Origin of the sequence: Ensifer sp. ENS10 (assembly GCF_014852025.1) — a bacterium.
Taxonomy (GTDB): domain Bacteria; phylum Pseudomonadota; class Alphaproteobacteria; order Rhizobiales; family Rhizobiaceae; genus Ensifer.
The window spans coordinates 67,969-93,180 of record NZ_JACVAS010000001.1; the positions used below are offsets into that span (position 1 = coordinate 67,969).

The following is a 25,212-nucleotide window of genomic DNA, read 5'->3' on the forward strand; positions in this document are numbered from 1 at the left end:
GCGCCGCGTCGGCGACGACTTGGGGAAACATGCGGGTAGCGAATCCTGCTATGGCTTCGCCTTATTGTTGTGCTCGGCTGGCGCTCGACAAAAGGAGGACTGCCATGAAGCTTCGATCCACCGTCTTCGCCCTCGGCGCGTTTGCAGCGTTGAACGGCGAGGCTCTGGCACAGGAAGGCGTCGCCTATGTCGACGACCGCTCCGACGGGGCAGCTCTCGTCCGTTCGCTCTACAATGCCATCAACCGCAAGGAATATGCCCGCGCCTACGGCTATTTCGGCGAATCGAAGCCCGTCGGCGGCTACAAGTCCTTCACCCGCGGCTATGATCGCACCGTGTCGGTCGAGGTGAAGATCGGCAAGGTGAAAACGGAGGCTGGCGCCGGCAGCATCTATTCGGCGGTTCCGGTTGCGGTGAAGTCTATCGAGAAGCGCGCGCGGGTCCGGTTCTTCGCCGGCTGCTATGTCACGCGCATCATCAACCCGTCGCTACAGGTGCCGCCCTTCACGCCCTACCAGGTCGAAGCGGCGCGGCTTAAGGAAGTGAAAGGGCCGCTCGAGCAGGCGCTGCCGACGGTCTGCAACGCGCCCTGACGTGGGTCGAGGGAAGCGTAAAGTTTCCACCACGCCGCAATTCCAGTCAAAGTGAAGCAGGCGATCCCCTTAGATCACTTCATTGTTTCATCGAAACACTGAAGTGATCTAAGTCTTTGAAATTACGCAATTCCTGACGGAAAACCGTTTCGCACTTTTCCTGGAATTACTCTAGGGAAGGTCGGTCCCTCCCGGGGGAGGGCGTTGTGCCAAGAAGCGTGCCCGCTCGAAAACGAGGATCACCACCAATGCCAGGACAAACGGGATGACCAGGTAGAGCAGGCGGAAGATGGCCAGCGCCGCCAGAACGTCGGCCGGATCCATTTCCGGCAGGGCTGCGATGAAAATCAGCTCGAGCACGCCGAGCCCGCCCGGTGCATGCGAGAGCAGCGCCGCCGAGAACGAGGCGAGGAAGATCCCGAGGATGACGATATAGCCCGGGTTTCCGGCTTCCGGCAGTGCGAAATAGATGATCCCGGCAGCGCCGATCAGTTCCACGGGTGCGATCACCAATTGCCGGAAGACGATCCTCGGCTTCGGGTAGTGAAGGTGGAACCAGCGCGTGCGGAACGATGGCAGCCCGACGAGGCTGCCGATGACATAGAGCCCGATAACGACGAGGATGAGCACGCCTGTGGTCAGCGACATTTCCACCGGCAGGAATTCGGCGAAGCGCTCGATGATGTCGGGTCGCACCAGGAGGACGATGGCCGAAAGCACCAGTGTGCCGAGCGTGAAGGTGAAGGAGCAGAAGGCGACGAGCACGCCGACTTCACCTGGAGAAAGCCCCTTGGAGCGATAGGCCCGGTAGCGCACGACCGCGCCGGAAAAGACCGAGGCACCGAGATTGTGCGACAGCGCGTAGGTCGTGAACGAGCAGAGCGTGATGAACCAGATCGAGATGCGGTGACCGAGATGGTCGAGCGCCAGCCGGTCGTAAGCCGCAAGCGCCGCATAGGCGACCAGTGTCGAGCAGATCGCCAACAGCCAGCTTTTAAGCGAGATCGCGTTGAAGCTTGCGAGGAACTCGTCGAGCGAAAGGCCGCGGAGCTCGTGATAAAGCGCATTCACCGAAAAGAGGATCGCGAGAAGGCCGACAATGGGCCAGAAATAGGTCTGCAGCCTCTTCATACAGGCGCCGCGATCGGTGTGAGGACGTGGGCGAGGCGTTCTGAGGACACTTCTGTTGCAGCTGCCGGAGTGGTTCTCCGAGCGGAGACATCCTGTTTTCTAAGCTGCTTTGTCGTAGCGTCACGCCCGCAGCGCGACGCTTCGGTCCTTACCCTTGCCAATGATCCGATTTCCCTTTGTGATGTGTTTCACAAAAAGGAAGCACCTGAGACCCCTGAGGTCAAGGATTGAGGGTCTGCCGAAACCGGAGAAACCGCCGGGAAACGGTGAAGGGGAAACGGTAAAGCGCGGACATCGCGTCGATCGTTTGGAAATGCGCGCGCGTCGGTTGATGCACTGCGCGTGAGAGCTGCGTGATTGGCGTGTGTGCAACCGCAGTCGAAAGCCGCGGCGAAGCACTTCGCCGCGGCTCTGATGATGTCAAGCGGCGAGCGCGTCCAGGATACGGATCCAGGAGCGGATGCCCTTGTGGTAGGACTGCAGCTCGTACTTCTCGTTCGGCGAATGGATCCGGTCGTCGGAAAGGCCGAAGCCGACCAGCAGCGATTCCATGCCGAGCATCTTCTGGAAGTCGCCGACGATCGGGATCGAGCCACCCATGCCGATGATGACGGCCGGCTTTGGCCATTCGTCGGAAAGCGCCACCTTCGCCGTGTTGAGCAGCGGCGATTCATAGGGCAGGTGGATGGCCGGAGAACCGCCATGGGCGTGGAACTCCACCGAGCAATCCGCCGGAACCTTGGAGCGGACATAGGCGCGGAACGCTTCGCGGATCTTCTCCGGGTTCTGGTTGCCGACGAGGCGGAAGGAAACCTTCGCCGAAGCCTCGGCCGCAATCACCGTCTTGAAGCCTTCGCCGGTATAGCCGCCGGTGATGCCGTTGACTTCGGCGGTCGGGCGCGCCCAGGTCAGTTCCAGCACCGAACGGTTCTTTTCGCCCGACGGGATCGACAGGCCGATCTCACCGAGGAACTTCTCCGCCGTCTGGCCGAGCGTTTCCCAGGAAGCCTTGACCTGGGCCGGGGTCTCTTCGACGCCTTCGTAGAAGCCTGGGAGCGTTACGCGGCTGTTCTCGTCGTGAAGGCCGGCGAGAATGGTGGTGAGGATGCGGATCGGGTTGGCTGCAGCGCCGCCAAAATAGCCGGAATGCAGATCGCGGTCGGCAGCCCTGACGATGACCTCTTCGCCGACGAGGCCGCGCAGGCCCGCGGAGATGGCCGGCGTATCGCGGTCCCACATGCTGGTATCGCAGACCAGCGCATAGTCGGCCTTGAGCTCGGCGGCATTGGCTTCCAGGAAAGGCTTCAGCGACGGTGAACCGGATTCCTCTTCGCCCTCGAACAGAATGGTGACGCGGCAGGGCAGGCCGCCATGGACGTCCTTGTAGGCGCGTACCGCTTCGACGAAAGTCAAGAGTTGCCCCTTGTCATCAGCCGTGCCGCGACCGGTGATCACCTTGCGGCCGGGTTCGATTTCCTTGATGCCCGGCTCGAACGGGTCCGTGTCCCAGAGATTGAGCGGATCGACGGGTTGGACGTCGTAGTGACCGTAGAACAGCACATGCGGCGCATCAGGCTTGGCAGCATCGTGATGAGCGACGACCATGGGATGGCCGGGGGTGTCGCGCACCGAGGCGGTGAAGCCGAGGCTGTTGAGTTCCGCCACCAGCCATTCGGCTGCCTTGCGGCATTCCGCCTTGAAGGCCGGGTCGGTGGAGATCGACTTGATCCGAACGAGATCGAACAGCCGGTCGAGGCTGTCAGGCAGGTTGGCGTCTGCGCGTTCGAGAACGGGGGTGATATCTGCCATCATGCATATCCTTGCTTCAAGTTTTGCCGGAACCTACTGCATCAATCGCCAAATCGAAATCGATTTGCGCACGAAATCACGCGGGGTCGTTCTACTGCATGTCTCCTTTAATCGACTTCGATTTAAGGACAAAGACATGCAGCAAATCAAAGTTCTGCAGCGACCTTTGCGCGTCTGATAAGACGCGCGGCGCTGTAGAGCGGCGGCGACTGACGAGCATTCGACGCTGCGCCTTCAGACACGCAAAGGCACTGGACGCGCTCGCTCTGGTTTTAGAGCCTAAGGTCATTCGCTTTAAGCCAAATATTTTGATGGATCGATCAGGGGAGGTGCGAAGCTTCAGGCGCGGCCGTCGCCACGTGCCACGCTGGCAAGCGCCATGCGCATATATTCGAGCATCAGCTCGCGCTCGAAATTCCTGAGGCCGGAAAGCAGCGACTGGTCGGCGGCAAGGGCTGCTTCCTTGGCGGCTGCCTCCATCTCCTTTGCCCGTTCGGTTAGGAAGATCTGCTGCGAGCGCTTGTCCTGAGGGTGCTTGCGTCTGACGATGAGCCCGTCCCGCTCCATGCGGGAGAGCGTGTTGGCCATCGTCGCCTGCTCGATGTCGAGGCGATCGAGCAGTTGCTTCTGCGTCAAGCCTTCCTCGGCCCAAAGTTCGAGCAGAATCGGAAACTGACCGGGTGCGAAACCAAGCTTCTGGCCGCGCTCGTGAAGCGCGCGCGAAAAGCTCTTCGCCAGCAGGCTGGCCAGATAGGTCGCAGATTCCATACGATTGAAGGCCATGCCTATCGGTACGCCCGAAGCGTCATGAAGACAAGTTACAATGCAGGCGATGAACCTTGGGAAGCGCTGAGCTCACTTCGATTTGAGCGGACATTATCGAAAGCCTTGGTGCCAAGTAAAAAACCGTCACGGCGCGGAGGCGGCGCCGTGACGGTTTCTTGAAAACGGGACAAAGGCCCGGAGAGGGGGATAAGGCCTTTGTCCTCATCTGGTGCGGGCGGGGGACAGGCCAATCACCAGAAGACGGCATCACTCGGTGCCGTTGACTAAGATTTGAGGAGTCAAATGTGGCTTTTCAAGGATAGCCGGTGCGATTCCGACATTACAAATGCGTAACGTTTGCGTGAAAGCTCACGCACCTCTCAGCGATCCGTCGAGGCCCGGTTTCGCAAGGCAAAAATGAATTCCACAACGCCGATCGCCATTGCAACCATCATCGCCGTCTTTGCCATTTCGCCAGCTGTTTGATCTGGCGTGATCGATATGACGACAATGAAGGCAACGTTGAGTGCGGCGCGGGCTGCTGCATATTCCACCTTTTGCCAACGCGGCCAGGGAGCGCCGTCCGCGCGCTTGAAATGGGTATCGAGGCCCGCCATGGCGAGCAGATAGATGGGCGCAAAGACTGTCTTGATGATGACGAGGAATGTCGGATCGGCCGACAGGAGCCAGGAAATGAGGAAGCAAAAGACGGCAAAGCCTGAAAGAAGGAGATACTGTTGCAGGGCGTAACGCACGTCATGCGGCATGGCTGGCTTCCTCTGTGGCAAGTGGAGATTGTAGTGCCCGGCGGGAAAACCGCAATGGACCTTTGCCTCACCCCGCGCTATCCATTTGCCCATGAAAAACGGTGATCATCTCTTCCTCGTCGACGGCTCCGGATTCATCTTCCGGGCGTTCCATGCCATCCCGCCGCTCAACCGCAAATCCGATGGCCTCCCGGTCAATGCGGTATCGGGTTTCTGCAACATGTTGTGGAAGCTGCTCACCGATGCGCGTGACACCTCGGTCGGCGTCACGCCGACCCATTTCGCCGTCATCTTCGACTATTCCTCGAAGACGTTCCGCAACGCGCTCTACGATCAGTACAAGGCCAATCGGACGGCGCCGCCGGAAGACCTCATTCCGCAGTTCGGCCTGATCCGTCACGCGACCCGCGCCTTCAACCTGCCTTGCATCGAAAAGGAAGGCTACGAGGCGGACGATCTGATCGCCACCTATGCGCGCCTTGCCGAGGCGGCCGGCGCGGGTGTCACCATCGTCTCGTCCGACAAGGACCTGATGCAGCTCGTCACGTCGAACGTATCGATGTACGACAGCATGAAGGACAAGCAGATCTCGATCCCCGAGGTCATCGAAAAATGGGGCGTGCCGCCGGAGAAGATGATCGATCTCCAGGCGATGACCGGTGACTCCACCGACAACGTTCCCGGCATTCCCGGCATAGGCCCGAAGACGGCGGCCCAGCTGCTCGAGGAATACGGCGATCTTGAAACGCTGCTGGCGCGTGCCGGCGAGATCAAGCAGGCCAAGCGCCGCGAGAACATCATCGCCAATGCCGACCTCGCGCGCCTGTCGCGCCAGCTCGTGGAGCTCAAGACCGACACGCCGCTCGATGTCCCGCTGGAAGAGCTGAGCCTGGAGCCGCAGAACGGGCCTAAGCTGATCGCCTTCCTCAAGGCGATGGAATTCACCACCCTGACGCGTCGTGTCGCCGCGGCGACGGGCACGGACGCGGACGCCGTGGAAGCCGCAAGCGTGCCTGTGGAATGGGGCGCGGATGCGCGCGGCCCGGATCTCGACAAGGGAGACGCGGCGACGGCTGTCAGTGAAGGTTCCACCGCCAAGGCAGCGATCCGCGGTGAGGCCGCCGAAGCCGCCGCTGTCCTGTCACGTGCCGGCGAAACGGATGCGGCAGACGCCACGCCGCAGGCGCTGGCAGCGGCTCGAGCCGAAATCTTCGCGAAGGCACCGTTCGATCACAGCGCCTATGTCACGATCCGTGATGTCGCCGCTCTCGACCAGTGGATATCAGCCGCGCGCGATGCCGGCGTCGTCGGCTTCGACACGGAAACGAACTCGCTCGATGCCATGCAGGCCGATCTCGTCGGCTTCTCGCTGGCGATCGCCGACCATCGGGCGGACCCGACGGGCACCGCCATCCGGGCGGCCTACGTTCCGTTGATCCACAAGACCGGTGTCGGCGATCTCCTGGGGGGCGGGCTCGCCGAGAACCAGATCCCGGTCGGGGAGGCCCTCAGCCGGCTGAAGCGCCTGCTCGAGGACCCCTCCGTCCTCAAGGTCGCGCAGAACCTGAAATACGATTACCTCGTGATGAAGCGGCACGGCATCACCGTGGAGAGTTTCGACGACACGATGCTGATGTCCTATGTCGTCGATGCCGGCAACGGCACCCACGGCATGGATGCGCTCTCCGAGCGTTGGCTGAACCACAAGCCGATCGCCTACAAGGATATCACCGGCTCCGGCAAGTCGTCGGTGACCTTCGACTTCGTCGATATCGACAGGGCGACGGCCTATGCCGCCGAGGATGCGGACGTCACGCTGAGACTCTGGCACATCCTGAAGGCGCGGCTGGCCGCCAAGGGGCTGACGCGCGTCTATGAACGGCTCGAGCGGCCGCTGGTCGCGGTGCTTGCGCGCATGGAAGATCGCGGCATTACCATTGATCGCCAGATCCTGTCGCGGCTTTCGGGCGAGCTCGCGCAAGGTGCGGCGGCTCTGGAGGACGAGATCTACAAGCTCGCTGGCGAAACCTTCACCATCGGTTCGCCGAAGCAGCTCGGCGACATCCTGTTCGGCAAGATGGGCTTTGCCGGCGGGTCGAAGACGAAGACCGGGCAATGGTCGACCTCGGCGCAGGTGCTGGAAGATCTCGCCGCCGAAGGCCACGAGCTGCCGCGCAAGATCGTCGACTGGCGGCAGCTGACCAAGCTCAAATCCACCTACACCGATGCGCTTCCGGGCTTCGTCCACCCGGAGACAAAGCGTGTTCACACGTCTTACGCGCTGGCCGCCACCACGACCGGTCGCCTGTCGTCGTCCGATCCGAACCTGCAGAACATCCCGGTGCGCACCGCCGAAGGCCGCAAGATCCGCACTGCCTTTGTCGCGACGCCCGGCCACAAGCTCGTCTCGGCCGACTACAGCCAGATCGAACTGCGCGTGCTCGCCCATGTCGCCGACATTCCGCAGCTTCGCCAGGCCTTCGCCGACGGCGTCGACATTCATGCGATGACGGCCTCGGAAATGTTCGGCGTTCCGGTCGAGGGCATGCCGGGCGAGATCCGCCGCCGCGCCAAGGCGATCAACTTCGGCATCATCTACGGCATCTCGGCCTTCGGGCTCGCCAACCAGCTGTCGATCGAACGCTCCGAGGCCGGCGACTACATCAAGCGCTATTTCGAGCGCTTCCCGGGCATTCGCGATTACATGGAAGGCACCAAGGTGTTCGCCCGCGAGCACGGTTACGTCGAGACCATCTTCGGTCGCCGGGCACATTATCCGGATATCCGCTCGTCGATCCCGTCGCATCGCGCCTTCAACGAACGCGCCGCGATCAACGCGCCGATCCAGGGCTCGGCCGCCGATATCATCCGCCGCGCCATGGCGAAGATGGAGCCGGCGCTGGCCGAGGCGAAACTCTCGGCCCGCATGTTGCTGCAGGTGCACGACGAACTGATCTTCGAGGTTGAGGACGCCGAGGTGGAAAAGACCATTCCGATCGTCGTCTCGGTGATGGAGAACGCCGCCATGCCGGCGCTCGACATGAAGGTGCCGCTCAAGGTCGATGCGCGCGCCGCGACCAACTGGGACGAGGCGCACTAATCCGAGCGGCCCTGTGCCTGGTTTTCTGATGGAATTCCCTCAGAAAACCTCAAAAGTCATATGCGATGAATCTTGCAGCGCCCGGGGGCATTTAATGCCCTCGGGCGTCTTTCCATCAGGATGATAGAAAGCGTCGGCCGTCGCAGCCGGAACGATTGCCGGCGCGTTCAACTCCCCATAGGCAGCGGTTGGGAGGGGGCTCGAGGCCTCATCCGGAACCGCCGCAATCGGAGGAGATCATGGCGCCGAAGACCTTCATTCTTGTGCTTTCCTGCGACGACAAACCCGGCATCGTCGCGGCCGTCACCACCGAGCTTGCCGCGCTCGGCGCGAACATCGCCGAAAGCAACCAGTTCTGGGACACAAAGACCAACAGCTTTTTCATGCGCATCGCATTTCAGGTTGCGGCGAGCGTTCAGGCTGGTGATGTCGAGCGGGCCTTGCGCCCGGCCGTCGAGCGTTTCCAGATGCGGACCGTTCTCGCGGACGCCACAGTGAAGCCGAAGATCCTCATCCTCGTCTCCAGGTTCGATCATGCGCTCCTGCATCTCATCTACCAGATCCGTGTCGGCTGGCTGAACGCGGAGGTCGTTGCCATTGTCTCCAACCACGAGGACAGCCGAGGCACGGCCGAGGCCGAGGGGCTCGCCTACCACTGTTGGCCGGTATCGAAGGACAACAAGGCCGAACAGGAGGAGAGGCTGTTGCGCCTGGTCCAGGAGACCGGCGCCGACCTCGTCATCCTTGCCCGCTACATGCAGGTCTTTTCGGACAATCTGTCGAAGCGCCTCTACGGCAAGGCGATCAACATCCACCATTCCTTCCTGCCGAGCTTCAAGGGTGCCAGGCCCTATCATCAGGCGCATGAGCGCGGGGTGAAGCTGATCGGCGCGACGGCACATTACGTCACACCGGATCTCGACGAAGGTCCAATCATCGAGCAGGAAACCGAGCGCGTCAGCCATGCGCTGACGGCCGAGGACTTTGTCGCCACCGGCCGCGATATCGAAAGCCGCGTGCTCGCCCGGGCCGTCAAGCTGCACCTGGAGCGGCGCGTGATGCTCAACGGTCACAAGACGGTGGTGTTCAGCTAACAGGGTCCGAAAGCATCTGAGCCGGTACCCGCACGGGCGCCGGCTGAGGATGTCAGGGGCGTGCGGCAACGGCGGTTGCCGTGATCGCCGGCGCGCGGAAGCTGGCAAAGAGCCGGCTCAGGCCTTCGCGTCCCTCGGCCGTCAGATCGAAGGGACGGCCGAAGAGCAGCCATTCCGTACAGAGCCCGAGCATCATCCAGTGCAGCGTCCGCGTCGCCGAGGCCGGCGTCCAGCTCTCGTGCATCTGCCCCTTGGCAAGCGCGCGCGAAAAGGCGAGCTCAAGCAGAACATTGTGGCGTTCGTCGAGTTCTTTCTGGCGGGTCAGGACCTCGCTCATGTCGCCGTCGTAATTGGTGCGCAGCATGATCGTCAGGATGCGCTGGCGCTGCTCGTCGGCGGCGAGAACATCGAGCCAGTCGCCCATGGCGCCTTCGAGGATGGAAAGGGTATCGGCGGCTTCCGCCTCGATCTCGCGGGCGACCATGTCTTCCTGCGGCAGGGGCACGGCGTCGTGCAGTGCGAGGAACAGGTCGGTCTTATTGGCAAAGTGCCAGTAGATGGCACCGCGCGTTACGCCGGCGGCCTTGGCGATTTCTTCGAGCGTCGTGTTCGAGACGCCCTTTTCGTAGAAGACGCGCTCGGCGGCGCACAGGATCTTCTGTCGGGTTACTTCTGCGTCGGCTTTTGTTCGGCGCATTCATTCCTCCTCATCAGACGGCCCGCCGACAGTGATGTGCAGCGGGCCGTCTGTTGTCATTTTACTCGGCGGGCGTGGGGTTTTCTGCGGCTGCCGGTGTGTTTTCCACTTTCTTTCGACCGAAGAGCTTCGTGACGAACACGAAGAAGACCGGAACGAAGAAGATGGCGAGCACCGTTGCCGAGATCATCCCGCCCATGACGCCCGTGCCGATGGCGCGCTGGCTGCCGGAGCTCGCACCAGTGGCGATCGCCAGCGGCAGAACGCCGAGCGTGAAGGCCAGCGACGTCATCAGGATCGGCCGGAAGCGAAGATGTGCCGCCTCCAGCGTCGCGTCGATCAGCGACTTGCCCTGCTCGCGCAGTTCCTTGGCGAACTCGATGATCAGGATCGCGTTCTTGGCCGAGAGACCGATGATCGCGATCAGGCCCACTTTGAAGTACACGTCGTTCGGCATGTCGCGCATGGTGACCGCCAGCACGGCACCGATGACGCCGAGCGGAACGACCATAATGACCGCAACCGGGATAGACCAGCTCTCGTAGAGGGCCGCAAGGCACAGGAACACCAACAGGCACGACAGCGCGATCAGGAGCGGCGCCTGGGTGCCGGACTGGATTTCCTGCAGCGACTGGCCCGTCCACTCGTAGCCGAAGCCAGCCGGAAGCTGCCCGGCGAGACGCTGCATCTCGGTGATCGCGTCACCGGACGAATAGCCGGGTGCTGCCTCGCCGCTGATGCGGACCGACGGATAGCCGTTATAGCCGATCGTCTGCGTCGACGCCTTGACCCATTCCACCGTCGCGAAGGCCGACAGCGGCACCATGCCGCCATTGGCGTTGCGGACGTTCAGGTTCAGGAGGTCGGCGGTCTGCATGCGCTGACCTTCGTCCGCCTGCACCGTCACGCGCTGCATGCGCCCGGCATTGGGGAAGTCGTTGACGTAGGACGAGCCGAGGTTGGTCGAAATCGTCGAGTTGATGTCGGCGAAGGTCACACCGAAGGTGTTCGCCTTCTCGCGGTCGATGTCGACGCTGACCTGGGCCGCATCCGGCATGCCCTCGAAGCGGACGCCGGCAAGCACCTTGCTTTCGGCCGCCATGCCGAGAAGCTGGTCGCGGGCTTGCGACAGTGCCGCCTGGCCGAGACCGCCGCGGTCCTGCAGGCGGAACGAGAAGCCGCCGGTGGTGCCGAGGCCCTGGATCGCCGGCGGCGACAGCGCGAAGCTGATCGCGTCCTTGATCTGGCTCATCGCCATAGTCGCGCGCATCGCGATCGACTGTGCGGCGTTGTTGGCGTCGCGTTCCTTCCAGTCCTTGAGCGTCACGAAGGCAAGCGCCGCGTTCTGGCCGGTACCGAAGAAGGAGAAGCCGTTGATCGCGATGATGCGTTCGACGGCCGGCTCCTGGCCGAAGATCTTCTCGGCCTGCTCCACCACCTCGGTCGTGCGGTTGCCGGTCGCTTCCGACGGCAGCTGCATCATGACGATCACGAAGCCCTGGTCTTCGTCCGGCAGGAACGACGACGGCAGCTTCATGAACAGCCAGCCGAGACCGGCCAGCACGGCCACGTAGACGATCATGTAGCGGCCGGTCCGGTGGACAAGGCGCTTCACGATGCCGCTATAGCCGTGCGAGGTCTTGTCGAAGCTGCGGTTGAACCAGCCGAAGAAGCCGCGCTTGGCGTGGTGATGGCCCTTCGGCACCTGCTTCAGGAAGCTCGCGCAGAGCGCGGGCGTCAGCGAAAGGGCAAGCAGCGCCGAGAACAGGATCGAGACGACCATCGTCAGCGAGAACTGGCGATAGATCACGCCGACGGCGCCCGGGAAGAAGGCCATCGGGATGAACACGGAGGCGAGAACCAGCGTGATGCCGATGACGGCGCCGGTGATCTGCTTCATCGCCTTGCGGGTCGCTTCCTTCGGCGTCAGCCCTTCCTCGGACATGATGCGCTCGACGTTTTCGACGACGATGATCGCATCGTCGACGAGAATGCCGATCGCCAGCACCATGCCGAACATGGTCAGAACGTTGATCGAGAAGCCCATCGCCAGCATGACGGCGCAGGTGCCGAGCAGGGCGACCGGCACGACGAGCGTCGGGATGATGGTGTAGCGGATGTTCTGCAGGAACAGGAACATCACGATGAACACCAGCGCGACCGCCTCGACCAGCGTCGAAAGCACCTTCTCGATCGAGACGGCGACGAAGGGCGAAGTGTCGTAGGGGACCGAGTATTCGAGGCCCTGCGGGAAGAACTTCGCCAGTTCGTCCATGCGTTCCTTGATGGCCGCCGAGGTCGACATGGCATTGCCGCTCGGCGACAGCTGGACGGCGATAGCCGCCGACGGCTTGCCGTTGAGCCGCGTCGAGAAGGCATAGCTTTCGCCGCCGATTTCGATACGGGCGACGTCGCGCAGGCGAACGGACGAACCATCCGGATTGGCGCGAAGGACGATGGCGCCGAACTCTTCGGCGCTCTCCAGCTGGCCCTTGACGACAACGGGCGCGCTGATCTGCTGGCTGATCGGGTTCGGCTGGGCGCCGATCGAACCGGAGGCAATCTGGGCGTTCTGCGCCGTGATCGCGTTCGTCACGTCCGCCGCGGTCAGGTTCAGACCGAGCATCTTGTCCGGGTCGAGCCAGACGCGCATCGAGCGTTCGGTGGCAAAAAGCTGCGCACGGCCGACGCCCGGCACACGCTGGATTTCGCTCAAAACGTTGCGGCTGAGATAATCGCCGAGGCCGATGGCATCCATCGAGCCGTCGGTCGAGGTCAGGGCCACGATCATGAGGAAGCCGGAACCGGCCTCATCGACCTGAACACCCTGGCGCTTGACCGAATCGGGCAGGCGTGGCTCGACGCGGCGAACGCGGTTCTGAATGTCGACCGCCGCCTGTCCCGGATCGGTGCCGGGCGCAAAGGTGGCGCTGATTTCAACCGAACCGGAGGCGCTGGAGGTCGATTCGAAATAGAGCAGACCTTCGACGCCGTTCAACTCGTCTTCGATCAGTCGTGTGACGCTCTGATAGGTGTCCTGTGACGAGGCGCCGGGGTAGCTCGTGTTGATAGAGATCTGCGGCGGTGCGACGTCAGGATATTGCGATACCGGCAGAAGCGGGATCGCAATGACGCCGGCGACCATGATGAAGATCGCCACCACCCAGGCAAAAATAGGCCTGTCGATGAAAAAACTGGGCATCAATCAAACTCACTTTGTAGCTTCGGCAGGCTTTTCGTCGGCAGAGGCCGTCGTCTGGGCTGCTTCTGCCGCAGGCTTGGCATCCGGGTTCCAGTCCGTCGGCTCGACCGGGGCGCCGGGGCCGATCTTCTGGAAGCCTTCGACGATGACCTTCTCGCCGGCCTTGAGGCCGGAGGTCACCTGCCAGCGGGTGCCGATGGTGCGGCCGAGCGTCACATTGCGGAACTCGACCTTGTTGTCTGCGGCAACGACGTAGACCTGCGATTGGCCGGCATTGTTGCGCTGGACGGCCTGCTGCGGGACGGTGATCGCATCCTTCTCGACGCCCTGCTGGACGAGCACGCGCACATACATGCCGGGAAGCAGGTCGTTTTCGGGGTTCGGGAATTCGCCACGCAGCGTCACCTGGCCGGTCGTCGCATCGACGGCCGCTTCGGAGAACAGCAGCTTGCCTTTGTGTTCGTAGGCCGTGCCGTCGTCGAGCACGAGCTGGACTTCGGCTTCTTCGTCGCCGCTCAGCATCTTGCCGTCCTCGAGCGCCTTGCGCAGGCGGATGAGGTCGGTCGCCGACTGGGTGAAGTCGGCATAGAGCGGGTCGAGCTGCTGGATCGTCGCGAGATTTTCCGAGCTGTTGGTGCTGACGAGCGCGCCTTCGGTGATCATCGCGCGACCGATGCGGCCGCTGATCGGTGCCGTCACGTCGGCATATTGCAGGTCGAGTTTCGCTGCCGCGAGGCCGGCCTCGGCGATCGCAACATCGGCGTCGGCGGTCGCGAGCAGGGCCGCCGCATCTTCCAACTGTTGCGCGGCGACGACGTTCGCCTTCTTCAACTGTTCCTGGCGATCGGCCTTCTGCTGGGCCTGCAGGCGCACGGACTGGGCGCGCCGAAGCGTTGCTTCGGCCTTTTCGACCTGCACGCGGAAGGGCGCCGGATCGATGCGGTAGAGCACGTCGCCTTCATTGACCTTGGAACCCTGCTGGAAGACGCGCTCGACGACGATGCCGGAAACGCGCGGGCGGACCTCGGCGACGCGTGTCGCGGTAATGCGGCCGGGGAGCTCGTTGGTGATCGGCAGCGTTTCGGTCTTGGTCGTGAAGACCGCGACCGCGGACGGTGGGAATGCGGCGGCGGCCGGCTGCTCGTCCTCTTTCTGGCAACCGGAAAGAAGAATCACAGTTGCCAAGGCGGCGGCCAGTGTCGGTCGGTTCATGCGCATAGCGATGTCCATATTCGGTGACCGCAGGCAACGGCTGCATCTCGCAAGGTGCCCGTGCGGTCCGGAAGTGAAGGGGAGCGGAACCGGTATCAGGTTCGGCAAATACCGGAAAGCTAATATACAAACACAAATGTATGTTAATTCGCTTTGCAGTGCAACAGCGTGATGCGGTGCGTAGAATCAAAAAATAATTCAGCCGCCACAGGGATTTAGTCCCTGTGGCGGCTGGTTTTCACGCAGCTGTGATGGGGCGTCGGCCCCAAAATGGGGTCAGGCGAGAACGCGATCGTCGTCGCCGAAACGGTGCATGCTGCCCACCATCGGTGTCGCATAGACGATATCGTCAGGTGCATAGCGATGCTCGCCGAAGAGGCGGACGGTGATCAGGCCCACCTGCTCGGAATCGATGTAGACGATGGTGTCGGCGCCGAGATGTTCGACGTGCACCACCTTGCCCTTCCAGTCGCCGCTCTCGCGCGAAAGCGCCATGTGCTCGGGGCGAATGCCGATCGTCTTGGCGCTGATATCGCCGAGCCGCGCGCCCTCGATGAAGTTCATCTGCGGCGAGCCGATGAAGCCGGCGACGAAGACGTTTGCCGGCCGGTTGTAGAGGTCCATCGGCGAGCCGATCTGTTCGATCTGGCCGGCGTTCAAGACGACGATCTTGTCGGCGAGCGTCATCGCCTCCACCTGGTCGTGGGTCACGTAGATCATCGTCGCCTTCAGGCTGCGGTGCAGCCGGGCGATCTCGAGCCGGGTGTTGACGCGCAGCGCCGCATCGAGGTTGGAGAGCGGCTCGTCGAACAGAAAGAGCTTCGGTTCGCGCACGATCGCACGGCCGATCGCCACACGCTGACGCTGGCCGCCGGAGAGTTCGGCCGGGCGCCGGGCAAGATAGGGATCGAGCGACAGCATGCTCGCCGCCTTGCCGACCTTGTCGTCGATCTCGGTTTTCGGCTTGCCGGCCTGCTTGAGGCCAAGGCCCATATTGTCCTTCACCGTCAGGTGCGGATAGAGCGCGTAGGACTGGAACACCATGGCGATGCCGCGCTTGGCGGGCGCCACATGGCCGACTTCGGTGCCGTCGATCTGCACGCTGCCGGAGGTCGCGTCTTCGAGGCCGGCGATGGTGCGCAGCAAGGTCGACTTGCCGCAGCCGGACGGGCCGACGAAGATGACGAACTCGCCGTCCTTCACCTCGAGGTCGATGCCCTTCAGCACTTCATGGCTGCCATAGGCCTTGCGGATGGATTTGAGTTGAAGCGATCCCACCTGGTTGCCCCCTTTAGAGTTTGACTGGTCTGCCGGTGCGCACGCTTTCGTCTGCGGCAAGGCAGATGCGGAGCGACTGGACGGCATCGTTCATGTGACGGTCGAGGTCGATGTCTTCGCGAATGGCTTTCAGCACATAGGCCTGCTCGCGGTCGCAGAGTTCCTGGTGCCCGGGCTCGCCGTCCATCTTGAGATCCTCATCGGCCCTCAGGAAGCGACCATTGGGACCGGTTTCGGCGTTGTGCAGCCGGATCACCGCGGTCTTGGTATGTATGTCGATGTCGTCGGACTTGGCGTTCTGGTCCATGACGATCGACACGGAGCCCTTGGGTGACATCACGTCCTTCACGAAGAAGGCCGTTTCCGAGATCATCGGACCCCAGCCGGCTTCATACCAGCCAGCCGACCCATCCTCGAAGATCACCTGCAGGTGGCCGTAATTGTACATGTCGGGGGCGATCTCGTCCGAGAGGCGAAGTCCCATGCCGCGCACTTCCACCGGCTTTGCGTCGGTGATCTGGCACATGACGTCGACATAGTGCACGCCGCAGTCGACGATCGGCGACGTCGTCTTCATCAGCGACTTGTGCGTCTCCCAGGTCGGTCCGCTCGACTGCTGGTTCAGGTTCATGCGGAAGACATAGGGGCCGCCGAGCTTGCGGGCCTCGGCGATCAGCCGGATCCACGAGGGGTGGTGGCGCAGGATGTAGCCGATCACCAGCTTGCGACCGTGCTTCTTTGCAGCCGCGACGACGCGCTCTGCGTCGGCGACGGTGGTTGCCAGCGGCTTCTCGACGAAGACGTCGGCACCGGCTTCAAACGCCATGACGGCAAAGTCGGCATGGCTGTCGGAATAGGTGCAGATCGAGCAGAGATCCGGCTTCAGTTCGGCAAGCGCCGATCTGAAATCGGGATAGATCGTGTAGCCGCTGAGCTCCTCCGGCAGCGGCACCTTCGAACGGTTGACTAGACCGACGATCTCGAAGCCGGGGTTGTTGTGATAGGCGAGCGCATGGCTGCGCCCCATGTTGCCGAGCCCTGCGACGAGGACCCGGACGGGTTTGCTGCTTGCACTCACTTGACTGCTCCTGCCGTGATGCCGCGGATCAGCTGCCGCGAGAAGATGACGTAGAGAACGAGGACCGGAAGGATGGCGAGCGAGAGGGCCGCCAGAACCGCATTCCAGTTGGTGACGAACTGGCCGATGAAGATCTGCGAGCCGAGCGTCACCGTTTTGGTCGCCTCCGCCGGGGCCAGGATCAGCGGGAACCAGAGGTCGTTCCAGATCGGGATCATCGTGAACACCGCGACAGTCGCCATGGCCGGCCGCACCAGCGGCAGAACCAGGCGGAAGAAGATCGAGTATTCCGAAAGCCCGTCGATGCGCCCCGCGTTCTTCAGGTCATCCGAGACCGTGCGCATGAACTCCGAGAGGATGAAGATCGCGAGCGGCAACCCTTGCGCCGTGTAGACCAGGATCAGCGCCGTCAGCGTGTTGACCAGGTTGGCGGCGACCATGCCCTGGAGAATGGCGACGGTGCCGAGACGGATCGGGATCATGATGCCGATCGCAAGATAGAGGCCCATCACCGTGTTGCCGCGGAAGCGGTATTCCGACAGCGCGAAGGCGGCCATCGCCCCGAAGAGCAGCACCAGCGCGATCGAGACGATCGTGACGATGAAACTGTTCTGGAAATAGGTGGCAAAATCGCCCTGGCCGAGGACCGTTTCATAGCCGATCAGGCTGAAGGTCTGTGGCGTCGGGATCGTCAGCGGCGCCCGAAAGATTGCATTGCGGTCCTTGAACGAGTTGATGATCGTCAGGAACACCGGGAACAGCGACACCAGCGTGTAGGCGATCAGCGCCACGTGGACGAAGCCGGTGCGGAGAAAAGAATCGCGTGCTTTCGACATCTCCGGTCTCCTCAGAACTGGTAGCGGCGCATGCGGCGCTGAATGACGAAGAGGTAGAGCGACACGCCGGCGAGGATGATCAGGAACATCACCGTGGCGATCGTCGCGCCCATGGAGCGGTCACCGAGCTGCAGCTGGAAACCGAAGAAGGTGCGGTAAAGCAACGTGCCGAGAATGTCGGTCGAACCATCAGGCCCGGCAAGCGCGCCCTGCACCGTGTAGACCAGGTCGAAGGCGTTGAAGTTGCCGACGAAGGTCAGGATCGAGATGATGCCGATGGCCGGCAGGATCAGCGGCAGCTTGATCTTCCAGAACTGGCTCCAGCCGGTAACCCCGTCGCATTCGGCAGCCTCGATCACCTCATCGGGAATGTTGAGCAGCGCTGCGTAGATCAGCATCATCGGGATGCCGACATATTGCCAGACCGAGATCAGCGACACGGCGATGAGCGCGGAACCCGGCTTTCCGAGCCAGGGCGCAAACAGCGACTTCAGGCCAACGAGGTCGAGTATCCAGGGCGACACCCCCCAGATCGGCGACAGGATCAGCTTCCAGATGAAGCCGACGATCACGAAGGAGAGCAGCGTCGGCAGGAAGATCGCCGTGCGGTAGAAGGTGACGAAGCGCAGCTTCGGGATCGACAGCATCGCGGCGAGGGCGACGCCGATCGGGTTTTGCACGCACATATGGATGATGAAGAAGATGACGTTGTTCTTCAGCGCGTTCCAGAAGTCGTGAGCCCAGCGCTCTTCCCCAAACAGTGTCTGGAAATTGGCAAGCCCGACGAAGGCTGGCTGTCCGTCAACCGTGTTGTACAGAGAGAGCCTGAGCGTCTCGATCAGCGGCAGGATCATCACCGCCGAATAGACCAGGAAGGCCGGGAGCAGGAAGACGAGGATGTGCCAGCGCTTCGGCCGCCTTGCGGTCGGCTGTCCGTCTTGCACTGAAAGAGCGTCACTCATTGAACCATCCGTTTCTAGAAGACCGGTTCCCCAGACAATCACGATGCGCACCGACGCCACACGGCCGGTCTCGCCGTATGCCATCTGCCCTTTTTTGAGGGCTCATGACGAAGGTTAAGTCTATCGCGTTCTTTTGCAAACGACTGCGTCGGTGGCCTCCCACGATGGGAGGCCTGTGACGCGACGGCTGGGGGAGTGCCTCATCGGCCAATGTCGCCCCGCCCGGCCTTGCTGCAAGTGTCCCAAGGACAAAACATGCAGCAATTCAAACTGCTACGGCGCCCTTCTGCGTCCGGCAGGACACGGGTGCCGTAGGGCCGACCCTCCCCAAAAAGGGGAGGGAACCTGTTGCGCTTACGTCTCTTCTCACTTCGCCGGCTTGTACCAGGAGTCGAGGCCCTTCTGCAGCTTCTCGGCGGCAACCTCAGGCGTATCGGTGCCGTTGATTACGTTGGCCGATTCGACCCAGGTTTCGTTTTCGAGGCTCGGCGTGCCGCGCGCCAGGATCTGGTAGGTCGAGCGGATCGTCGGCTTGCACTTTTCGCGCCAGGAGACGAATTCCTGGGCGAGCGGATCGGTCATCTTCACCGGGGTAGAGTTGAGGCTGAAGAAGCCCGGCAGTGCATTGGCGTAGATGTCGGCGAACTCAGGCGAGGCAACCCAGCTCAGGAAGGTCTTGGCCTGTTCGGCATGTGCGCTCTTGGCATTGAGGCCGATGCCGATGTCATTGTGGTCCGAGATGTAGCAGGTGTCGCCGGCGTTTTTGACCGGCGGCGGGAAGGCGCCCATCTTGAACTGTGCCTGGGTGTTGAACAGGCCGATTTCCCACGAGCCGGCCGGATAGATCGCGGCGCGGCCGAGCGTGAAGAGGTTCTGGCTGTCCGGATAGGTCTGGGCTTCGAAGCCGTCGCCGAGATAGTCCTTCCATTTGGCGAGAACGCGGTAGGGCTCGACCCACGGTTCGTCGGTCAGCTTCTGCTCGCCCTTGATCAGCGCAGCGCGGCCTTCTTCGCCCTTCCAGTAGTTCGGGCCGATGTTCTGGTAGCCCATGGTTGCGGCTTCCCAGAGGTCCTTGGTGCCCATCGCCATCGGGATGTAGTTGCCGTCCGCCTTGATCTTGTCGAGGGCGGCGAAGAATTCGGCTTCCGTCGTCGGGATCTGGATGCCGAGCTGGTCGAAGGCGTCCTTGTTGTAGATGAAGCCGTGGATGACTGAAGCCATCGGCACGCAGAAGGTGGACTTGCCGTCATCGGTGGTCCAGGCGGACTTGGCGACCGGCGAGAAGTTTTCCATGCCCGGCAGCGCCGTCAGGTCGGCAAGGTGCTTCTTGTTGTAGAGTTCGAGCGAGACGTCGAACGGACGGCAGGTAACGAGGTCACCCGCGGAGCCGGCATCGAGCTTGGCGTTCAGCGCCGCATTGTATTCGGTCGGCGCCATCGGGGCGAACTTGACCTTGATGCCCGGGTTCTTCGCTTCGAAGGCAGGGATCAGTTTTTCCTGCCAGATCGCCAGGTCGTCGTTGCGCCAGCTTTCGATGGTCAGCGTCACGTCCTCGGCGTGCGCCAGCCCGGCCGTGCCGAGAATGCTCGAAGCGAGCAGCAGGCCTTTGATTGTTGTACGGGTCATGCAGGTTCTCCCTTTTTATAGGCGCCGCTTTGGCGCGGTTTGGATCCCAGAATTGATTCAGGCCGAGACGATACCGATCGCCCGGCGCAGATTCTGCTTGGCCTCTTTCAGAGCGGCGTCGGCGGCTGCAACGTCCTTCGCGCCCGAGGCGAGAAGGATCGCGACCTTGACCGAGCCGGAGGCCTCGTTGATCAGCCGGCCGGCCTCAGTGGCGCTGATGCCGGTGATGTCGGTGACGATGCGGATCGCGCGGCCGTGCAGCTTGATATTGTCGGCGCGCAGGTTGACCATGTGGCCGTCGAGCACGTGGCCGAGATGGATGCCGACCAGTGTCGAGAACATGTTGAAGGCGATCTTCTGTGCGGTGCCGGCGCCCATGCGGGTCGAGCCGGAGACCACTTCCGGCGGCGTCTGCAAGAGGATCGAGACGTCCGCGTCCTTGAAGAGCGCCGCACCCGGATTGTTGGCGACGGCGATTACCTTGGCGCCGCGCTTGCGGGCCTCGTCGGCAGCGGCAAGCGCGTAAGGGGTGGAACCGCTTGCGGAAACGGAAACGAGACAGTCGCCCGCGCCGATGCCCGCCTTGCGCACGTCCTCTCGGGCGAGGTCCATATCGTCCTCATAACCTCCCGCGAGGTCGCTGAGGCTGGCAGCGCCGCCGGCAAGCAGGATGACGATCTGATCCTGCGCGATACCATAGGTGCCGGGCAGCTCGAGCGCGTCGGCCATCGCCATGAGACCGGAGCTGCCGGCGCCCGCATAGGCAAGACGCCGCCCGGAGCTGAGCGCTTCGGCGGCAATCGAGGCGGCGGCGGAGATCGACTCGATCGCCGCATCGACGGCCTTGGCCGCTGCCTGCTGGCCGGCGGCGAGCAGTCGCAGCGCCAGCGCCGGATGCATAAGATCCAGGCCCTTGGCGTTGTCGTGACGCTCTTCGGTCTTTGCTGACGGCATGGGTCATGTCTCCTCTCGGTTGAAATTAATGCCAAAAAAATACCAATTGTCCAGCAGAATTTAACTTTTGGCGCCTGAAAAAACCGATCGTCTAAATTAGTCCTTGAATTTCAATGAATTGCAACGAAATCGAAAGCGTGGGCGGATTCAGACTTGGTTATTGGTATTTTTTTGGTATCCTCAATGGGCGGAGGTACTCATGACAAATTACCTGATAGGAATCGACGGGGGCGGGACGAGCTGCCGAGCTGCCGTGGCAACGGCAGATGGGCGCATTCTCGGGCGTGGCAAGGCCGGCGCCGCCAATATCCTGACAGACCCGGAAACCGCGCTCGCCAATATCGGCGGAGCCGCCCGCGCAGCCTTTGAAGAGGCGGGCCTCGACCCTGAGGGCATTGCCGCCGCCAAGGCGATCGTCGGTGTGGCCGGACATAATGTCGGCGATGCCGTGCATTACGTAAAGCGTCGTCTGCCCTTCGCCGCCGCGGATATCGAATCCGACGGTTTGATCGCGCTGCAGGGTGCGCTCGGCAACCAGGATGGCGCGGTCGCCATCCTCGGTACGGGCACCATCTATATTTTGCGCCAAGGAGATACGGTCAGTTATGTCGGCGGCTGGGGTTTCACCATCGGCGACCATGGCAGCGGAGCCCGCATCGGCCATGCGCTTCTGCAGGAAAGCCTGCTTGCCTTCGACAGTATTCATGCAGCTTCCGCGGTCACGGATAGCGTTCTGGCCGAATTCAACAACGACGCGCGCGATGTCGTCGATTTTGCCCGTCTTGCGAAGCCCGGCGAGTTCGGCCGCTATGCGCCGCGGGTCTTCGAAGGGGCTGCCGCAGGCGATCCCGTCGCCGTGCGGATCCTGAAGGCCGCCGCACTTACGGTGGATGAGGCGCTGGATGTCGTGGTTGCACGAGGCTGCGAGAGGCTTTGTCTGCTTGGCGGATTGGCGCCGCTCTATCGCCCCTGGCTTGCCGAGCGCCATCAGGCATTGCTCGTCGAAGCCGAGGCGGACGCACTGACCGGGTCGGTCGCTCTGGCCGCGCAACGGTTTGGCTCACATGCGAGGGCGAGTGCATGACGCACCAGCTCGCTTCCATTCTGCCGCTTGAGGGCCTGCAGTCCGGAGGATCGGGGCCGCTCTATCTCAAGCTTCGGCAATCGCTCGAAGACGCAATCCAGTCGGGCAAGCTCAACCATGGCGACGCCTTGCCGCCAGAGCGCGATCTTGCCGACTATGCCAACATCAGCCGCGTGACCGTGCGCAAGGCGGTAGACGATCTCGTGCGCGATGGGCTGCTTGTCCGCCGCCACGGTTCCGGCACCTTTGTCGTCAAGCCGGTCTCCAAGGTGCAGCAGTCTCTGTCGCGGTTGACGTCGTTCACCGAAGACATGGCGCGCCGCGGGTTGAACACCCATGCGCGCTGGCTGGAACGCGGCCTGTTTCATCCTTCGCCGGATGAGATGATGGCGCTTGGCCTTCCCGCCGACGCGCTGGTCGCCCGCCTCGGGCGCCTTCGCATCGCCGACGACATGCCGCTTGCGATCGAGCGCGCCAGCATCTCTGCGGAGTTCCTGCCGGACCCGCAGGCCGTCACCTCGTCGCTCTATTCGGCGCTTGACAAGACGCGGTCCCGGCCGGTGCGCGCCGTCCAGCGCATCTCCGCTTGCAACATCAAGGACCCGGATGCCTCGATGCTCGGCGTTGCCGTTGGCTCGGCCGGCCTTTCCATCGAACGCGTCTCCTATCTCGCATCCGGACGCGTCGTCGAATTCACCCGCTCGCTCTACCGGGGCGATGCCTATGACTTTGTCGCGGAACTGACGCTGTCGGAATCCTAAAGCGACCGCCCGCAGAAAGGAATTGACCATGCAGACCAATATGCGCCGAGAAATCGACGAGATCCCCGAAGCCGCCCAGCGCCTGCTGGAACGCTCGGCCGATCAGCTCAAGGCCGCCGGCGCGGCACTCCGCGTCAAGGATCCGGCCTTCCTGGTCACGATCGCCCGCGGCTCCTCCGATCATGCCGCGCTTTTCCTCAAATATGCGATCGAGCTGCAGGCCGGTCGACCGGTCGCCTCGCTCGGCCCGTCGCTCGCCTCGATCTACGGCGCCAAACTGAAGCTCGGCGGTGCCGCGGCGATCGCGATTTCGCAGTCGGGCAAGAGCCCGGATATCGTCGCTATGGCCCAGGCCGCGACCGATGCCGGCGCCGTCTCGATCGCGCTCACCAACACGCTGCCCTCGCCGATCTCCGAGGCCTGCACCAACCCTCTCGACATTCTCGCCGGTCCGGAAATCGCCGTTGCGGCCACCAAGTCCTACGTCAATTCGATCGTCGCCGGCCTTGCCGTGCTCGGCGAATGGACCGGTGACGCAGCGCTTAAGCGGGCAGTCGCCGATCTGCCGAACCAGTTTGCGAAGGCCGTCAAGCTCGACTGGCAGGCCTTTGCCGACGATCTCGGCGAGGCGGAATCGCTCTATGTGCTCGGCCGTGGCCCGGCGCTTGCGATCGCCAGCGAGGCGGCGCTGAAGTTCAAGGAAACCTCCGGCATGCATGCGGAAGCCTATTCCGCGGCCGAAGTTCTGCACGGGCCGGTGGCGCTCGTCGGCGCCAAGTTCCCGGTGCTGACGCTTGCGGCCCGTGATGCAGCCGAAACTTCGGTCGCCGGCATTGCCGACGGTATGGCCGAAAAGGGCGCAGTGGTTCATGTTACATCGAGCCTTGCCGGCAAGGCCAAGCGCCTGCCGTTCGTCGAGACGGGCCACCCGATCACCGACGCGCTGACCTTGATCCTGCCGTTCTATGGCTTCGTCGAAGCCTGGTCGCGCTCGCGCGGTCTCAACCCCGACGCACCGGCGAGCCTCAAGAAGGTAACGGAGACGAGATGAGCGAGAGGAAAGCAATCACCGGCGCCCGCCTGTTCGACGGCGTCGAATGGCATGACGGCTGTGCTCTCGTGATCGAGGCCGGCCGCGTCAAGGCGATCGTGGCAGTGGCGGACGTCCCCGCCGATGCCAAAAAAATCGATGCGCATGGCATGCTGCTGGTGCCGGGCTTCATCGACCTGCAGGTCAACGGCGGCGGTGGTGCGCTTCTGAACGAAGAACCGTCCGTCGAGGGTATCCGGCAGATCTGTTCGGCGCATGCCAAGTTCGGCACCACCGCACTGCTGCCGACGCTGATCACCGACACACGCGAAATCAGAAGCGCCACCATCAAGGCGGGTCTCGACGCCAAGGCCGCTGGCGTGCCGGGTTTCCTCGGGCTGCATCTCGAAGGTCCGCATCTCTCGGTCGCACGCAAGGGCGCCCATGATCCGACGCTGATCCGTCCGATGGACGATGCCGATCTCGCCGAAATGCTCGATTGCGCCAAGGCGCTCGGCGTGCTGATGGTGACCGTGGCGCCCGAAAACGCCACCCGGGAACAGGTGCGGGCGCTGGCCGAAGCCGGCGCCGTCGTCAGCCTCGGCCACACCGATGTCGGTTACGAAACCGCCGTCGCCTATGCCAAGGCGGGCGCAAGGACGGTGACCCATCTCTTCAACGCCATGAGCGGCCTTGGCCATCGCGAGCCGGGCGTGGTCGGTGCGGCACTTGCCACCGGCACGCTGCATGCGGGCCTGATTGCCGACGGCTACCATGTCGAGCCGGCCTCGATGGGCGTGGCGCTGCGCGCAAAAGTCGGCCCGGGCCAGATCTTCCTGGTGACCGACGCGATGTCGCCGATCGGCACGGACATGACCAGCTTCCAGCTGAACGGCCGCGAGATCCTGCGCGAGGGCGGTCGCCTGACGCTTGCCGACGGTACGCTCGCCGGCGCCGACATCGACATGCTGTCGTCGGTCCGTTTCGTGCACGACAAGCTCGGCCTGCCGGTGGAAGAAGCCTTGCGGATGGCCTCCGCCTATCCGGCCGATGCTATGGGTCTCGCCACCCACAAGGGACGGCTGAAGCCCGGCGCCGATGCGGATTTCGTGCTTCTGACGCCGGAGCTTGGCATGGGCTCTACCTGGATCGGCGGCACGCAGGTCTACGCCGCCTGATCATAACGCATCAAGCAAAAGCCCCGGACAGCGCAAATGTTGTCCGGGGCTTTTC

Annotated in this window: 20 protein-coding genes; 7 read left to right on the forward strand and 13 right to left on the reverse strand. The window is 62.8% G+C overall.

Annotated elements, in window-relative coordinates; translation table 11 throughout:
* Positions 1-104 precede the first annotated feature (104 nt).
* Entirely contained in the window at positions 105-593 is a 489-nt protein-coding gene (locus IB265_RS00335) for a hypothetical protein (protein WP_057247766.1), read from the forward strand.
* Between the two features lie 171 nt (positions 594-764).
* On the opposite strand, the gene IB265_RS00340 is transcribed toward IB265_RS00335, so the two are convergent.
* From IB265_RS00340 to IB265_RS00355, 4 genes are all read right to left on the reverse strand, one after another.
* Entirely contained in the window at positions 765-1,724 is a 960-nt protein-coding gene (locus IB265_RS00340) for a YbhN family protein (RefSeq protein WP_057247767.1), read from the reverse strand.
* Positions 1,725-2,144: 420 nt separating this feature from the next.
* Complete coding sequence (locus IB265_RS00345; RefSeq protein ID WP_057247768.1) at positions 2,145-3,536, reverse strand: M20/M25/M40 family metallo-hydrolase; 1,392 nt, start codon at positions 3,534-3,536, stop codon at positions 2,145-2,147.
* Between the two features lie 336 nt (positions 3,537-3,872).
* Positions 3,873-4,316, reverse strand: coding sequence for a MarR family winged helix-turn-helix transcriptional regulator (locus tag IB265_RS00350; protein WP_057247769.1), 444 nt, complete (start codon positions 4,314-4,316; stop codon positions 3,873-3,875).
* 362 nt (positions 4,317-4,678) lie between these two features.
* Complete coding sequence (locus IB265_RS00355) at positions 4,679-5,065, reverse strand: hypothetical protein (RefSeq protein ID WP_057247770.1); 387 nt, start codon at positions 5,063-5,065, stop codon at positions 4,679-4,681.
* Between the two features lie 91 nt (positions 5,066-5,156).
* On the opposite strand from IB265_RS00355, the gene polA reads away from it, so the two are divergent.
* Together polA and purU are read left to right on the forward strand one after the other, a co-directional pair.
* Positions 5,157-8,165, forward strand: coding sequence for a DNA polymerase I (gene polA / locus IB265_RS00360; RefSeq protein ID WP_093234291.1), 3,009 nt, complete (start codon positions 5,157-5,159; stop codon positions 8,163-8,165).
* 239 nt (positions 8,166-8,404) lie between these two features.
* Positions 8,405-9,259 (forward strand): formyltetrahydrofolate deformylase, encoded by an 855-nt coding sequence (purU, locus tag IB265_RS00365; protein WP_057247772.1) that lies wholly within the window; start codon positions 8,405-8,407, stop codon positions 9,257-9,259.
* 52 nt (positions 9,260-9,311) lie between these two features.
* Here purU and IB265_RS00370 read toward each other — a convergent pair whose 3' ends face one another.
* From IB265_RS00370 to IB265_RS00410, 9 genes are all read right to left on the reverse strand, one after another.
* Complete coding sequence (locus IB265_RS00370; RefSeq protein WP_057247773.1) at positions 9,312-9,956, reverse strand: TetR family transcriptional regulator; 645 nt, start codon at positions 9,954-9,956, stop codon at positions 9,312-9,314.
* A gap of 61 nt (positions 9,957-10,017) precedes the next feature.
* The gene (locus IB265_RS00375; protein WP_057247774.1) at positions 10,018-13,158 is read right to left on the reverse strand and encodes an efflux RND transporter permease subunit; all 3,141 of its coding nucleotides are present in this window, start codon (positions 13,156-13,158) and stop codon (positions 10,018-10,020) included.
* A 9-nt stretch (positions 13,159-13,167) separates the two neighbouring features.
* The gene (locus IB265_RS00380) at positions 13,168-14,388 is read right to left on the reverse strand and encodes an efflux RND transporter periplasmic adaptor subunit (RefSeq protein WP_057247775.1); all 1,221 of its coding nucleotides are present in this window, start codon (positions 14,386-14,388) and stop codon (positions 13,168-13,170) included.
* A gap of 258 nt (positions 14,389-14,646) precedes the next feature.
* Positions 14,647-15,648 carry an ABC transporter ATP-binding protein gene (locus tag IB265_RS00385; protein ID WP_057247776.1) on the reverse strand — a complete coding sequence of 334 codons (1,002 nt, stop codon included), beginning with the start codon at positions 15,646-15,648 and terminating at the stop codon, positions 14,647-14,649.
* 13 nt (positions 15,649-15,661) lie between these two features.
* The gene (locus tag IB265_RS00390) at positions 15,662-16,726 is read right to left on the reverse strand and encodes a Gfo/Idh/MocA family protein (RefSeq protein ID WP_057247777.1); all 1,065 of its coding nucleotides are present in this window, start codon (positions 16,724-16,726) and stop codon (positions 15,662-15,664) included.
* Positions 16,723-17,562 carry a carbohydrate ABC transporter permease gene (locus tag IB265_RS00395; protein WP_057247778.1) on the reverse strand — a complete coding sequence of 280 codons (840 nt, stop codon included), beginning with the start codon at positions 17,560-17,562 and terminating at the stop codon, positions 16,723-16,725. The genes IB265_RS00390 and IB265_RS00395 overlap by 4 nt, the downstream gene beginning before the upstream one ends.
* Positions 17,563-17,573: 11 nt before the next feature.
* On the reverse strand, positions 17,574-18,524 hold the full coding sequence (locus IB265_RS00400) for a carbohydrate ABC transporter permease (protein ID WP_057248225.1): 951 nt from the start codon (positions 18,522-18,524) through the stop codon (positions 17,574-17,576).
* 366 nt (positions 18,525-18,890) lie between these two features.
* Entirely contained in the window at positions 18,891-20,150 is a 1,260-nt protein-coding gene (locus IB265_RS00405; protein WP_057247779.1) for an ABC transporter substrate-binding protein, read from the reverse strand.
* A 57-nt stretch (positions 20,151-20,207) separates the two neighbouring features.
* Positions 20,208-21,104, reverse strand: a complete 897-nt coding sequence (locus IB265_RS00410; RefSeq protein WP_057247780.1) for an N-acetylmuramic acid 6-phosphate etherase — start codon at positions 21,102-21,104, stop codon at positions 20,208-20,210.
* A 199-nt stretch (positions 21,105-21,303) separates the two neighbouring features.
* On the opposite strand from IB265_RS00410, the gene IB265_RS00415 reads away from it, so the two are divergent.
* The 4 genes from IB265_RS00415 to nagA are packed head-to-tail and all read left to right on the forward strand — an operon-like array spanning position 21,304 to position 25,157.
* Positions 21,304-22,188 carry an N-acetylglucosamine kinase gene (locus tag IB265_RS00415; protein WP_057247781.1) on the forward strand — a complete coding sequence of 295 codons (885 nt, stop codon included), beginning with the start codon at positions 21,304-21,306 and terminating at the stop codon, positions 22,186-22,188.
* A complete protein-coding gene (locus IB265_RS00420; RefSeq protein ID WP_057247782.1) occupies positions 22,185-22,949 on the forward strand; it encodes a GntR family transcriptional regulator in 765 nt (254 codons plus the stop codon). Before IB265_RS00415 ends, IB265_RS00420 begins: the two co-directional genes overlap by 4 nt.
* 28 nt (positions 22,950-22,977) lie before the next feature.
* Positions 22,978-24,000 carry an SIS domain-containing protein gene (locus tag IB265_RS00425; RefSeq protein WP_057247783.1) on the forward strand — a complete coding sequence of 341 codons (1,023 nt, stop codon included), beginning with the start codon at positions 22,978-22,980 and terminating at the stop codon, positions 23,998-24,000.
* Entirely contained in the window at positions 23,997-25,157 is a 1,161-nt protein-coding gene (gene nagA, locus IB265_RS00430; RefSeq protein ID WP_057247784.1) for an N-acetylglucosamine-6-phosphate deacetylase, read from the forward strand. Before IB265_RS00425 ends, nagA begins: the two co-directional genes overlap by 4 nt.
* Positions 25,158-25,212 lie beyond the last annotated feature (55 nt).

What these genes read in the sequence shown, in the direction of transcription:
- IB265_RS00335 (WP_057247766.1), top strand. Translation starts at nt 105, where the DNA reads ATGAAGCTTCGATCCACCGTCTTCGCCCTCGGCGCGTTTGCAGCGTTG.
- IB265_RS00340 (WP_057247767.1), bottom strand. Translation starts at nt 1,724, where the DNA reads ATGAAGAGGCTGCAGACCTATTTCTGGCCCATTGTCGGCCTTCTCGCG.
- IB265_RS00345 (WP_057247768.1), bottom strand. Translation starts at nt 3,536, where the DNA reads ATGATGGCAGATATCACCCCCGTTCTCGAACGCGCAGACGCCAACCTG.
- IB265_RS00350 (WP_057247769.1), bottom strand. Translation starts at nt 4,316, where the DNA reads ATGGCCTTCAATCGTATGGAATCTGCGACCTATCTGGCCAGCCTGCTG.
- IB265_RS00355 (WP_057247770.1), bottom strand. Translation starts at nt 5,065, where the DNA reads ATGCCGCATGACGTGCGTTACGCCCTGCAACAGTATCTCCTTCTTTCA.
- polA (WP_093234291.1), top strand. Translation starts at nt 5,157, where the DNA reads ATGAAAAACGGTGATCATCTCTTCCTCGTCGACGGCTCCGGATTCATC.
- purU (WP_057247772.1), top strand. Translation starts at nt 8,405, where the DNA reads ATGGCGCCGAAGACCTTCATTCTTGTGCTTTCCTGCGACGACAAACCC.
- IB265_RS00370 (WP_057247773.1), bottom strand. Translation starts at nt 9,956, where the DNA reads ATGCGCCGAACAAAAGCCGACGCAGAAGTAACCCGACAGAAGATCCTG.
- IB265_RS00375 (WP_057247774.1), bottom strand. Translation starts at nt 13,158, where the DNA reads ATGCCCAGTTTTTTCATCGACAGGCCTATTTTTGCCTGGGTGGTGGCG.
- IB265_RS00380 (WP_057247775.1), bottom strand. Translation starts at nt 14,388, where the DNA reads ATGGACATCGCTATGCGCATGAACCGACCGACACTGGCCGCCGCCTTG.
- IB265_RS00395 (WP_057247778.1), bottom strand. Translation starts at nt 17,562, where the DNA reads ATGTCGAAAGCACGCGATTCTTTTCTCCGCACCGGCTTCGTCCACGTG.
- IB265_RS00400 (WP_057248225.1), bottom strand. Translation starts at nt 18,524, where the DNA reads ATGAGTGACGCTCTTTCAGTGCAAGACGGACAGCCGACCGCAAGGCGG.
- IB265_RS00405 (WP_057247779.1), bottom strand. Translation starts at nt 20,150, where the DNA reads ATGACCCGTACAACAATCAAAGGCCTGCTGCTCGCTTCGAGCATTCTC.
- IB265_RS00410 (WP_057247780.1), bottom strand. Translation starts at nt 21,104, where the DNA reads ATGCCGTCAGCAAAGACCGAAGAGCGTCACGACAACGCCAAGGGCCTG.
- IB265_RS00415 (WP_057247781.1), top strand. Translation starts at nt 21,304, where the DNA reads ATGACAAATTACCTGATAGGAATCGACGGGGGCGGGACGAGCTGCCGA.
- IB265_RS00420 (WP_057247782.1), top strand. Translation starts at nt 22,185, where the DNA reads ATGACGCACCAGCTCGCTTCCATTCTGCCGCTTGAGGGCCTGCAGTCC.
- IB265_RS00425 (WP_057247783.1), top strand. Translation starts at nt 22,978, where the DNA reads ATGCAGACCAATATGCGCCGAGAAATCGACGAGATCCCCGAAGCCGCC.
- nagA (WP_057247784.1), top strand. Translation starts at nt 23,997, where the DNA reads ATGAGCGAGAGGAAAGCAATCACCGGCGCCCGCCTGTTCGACGGCGTC.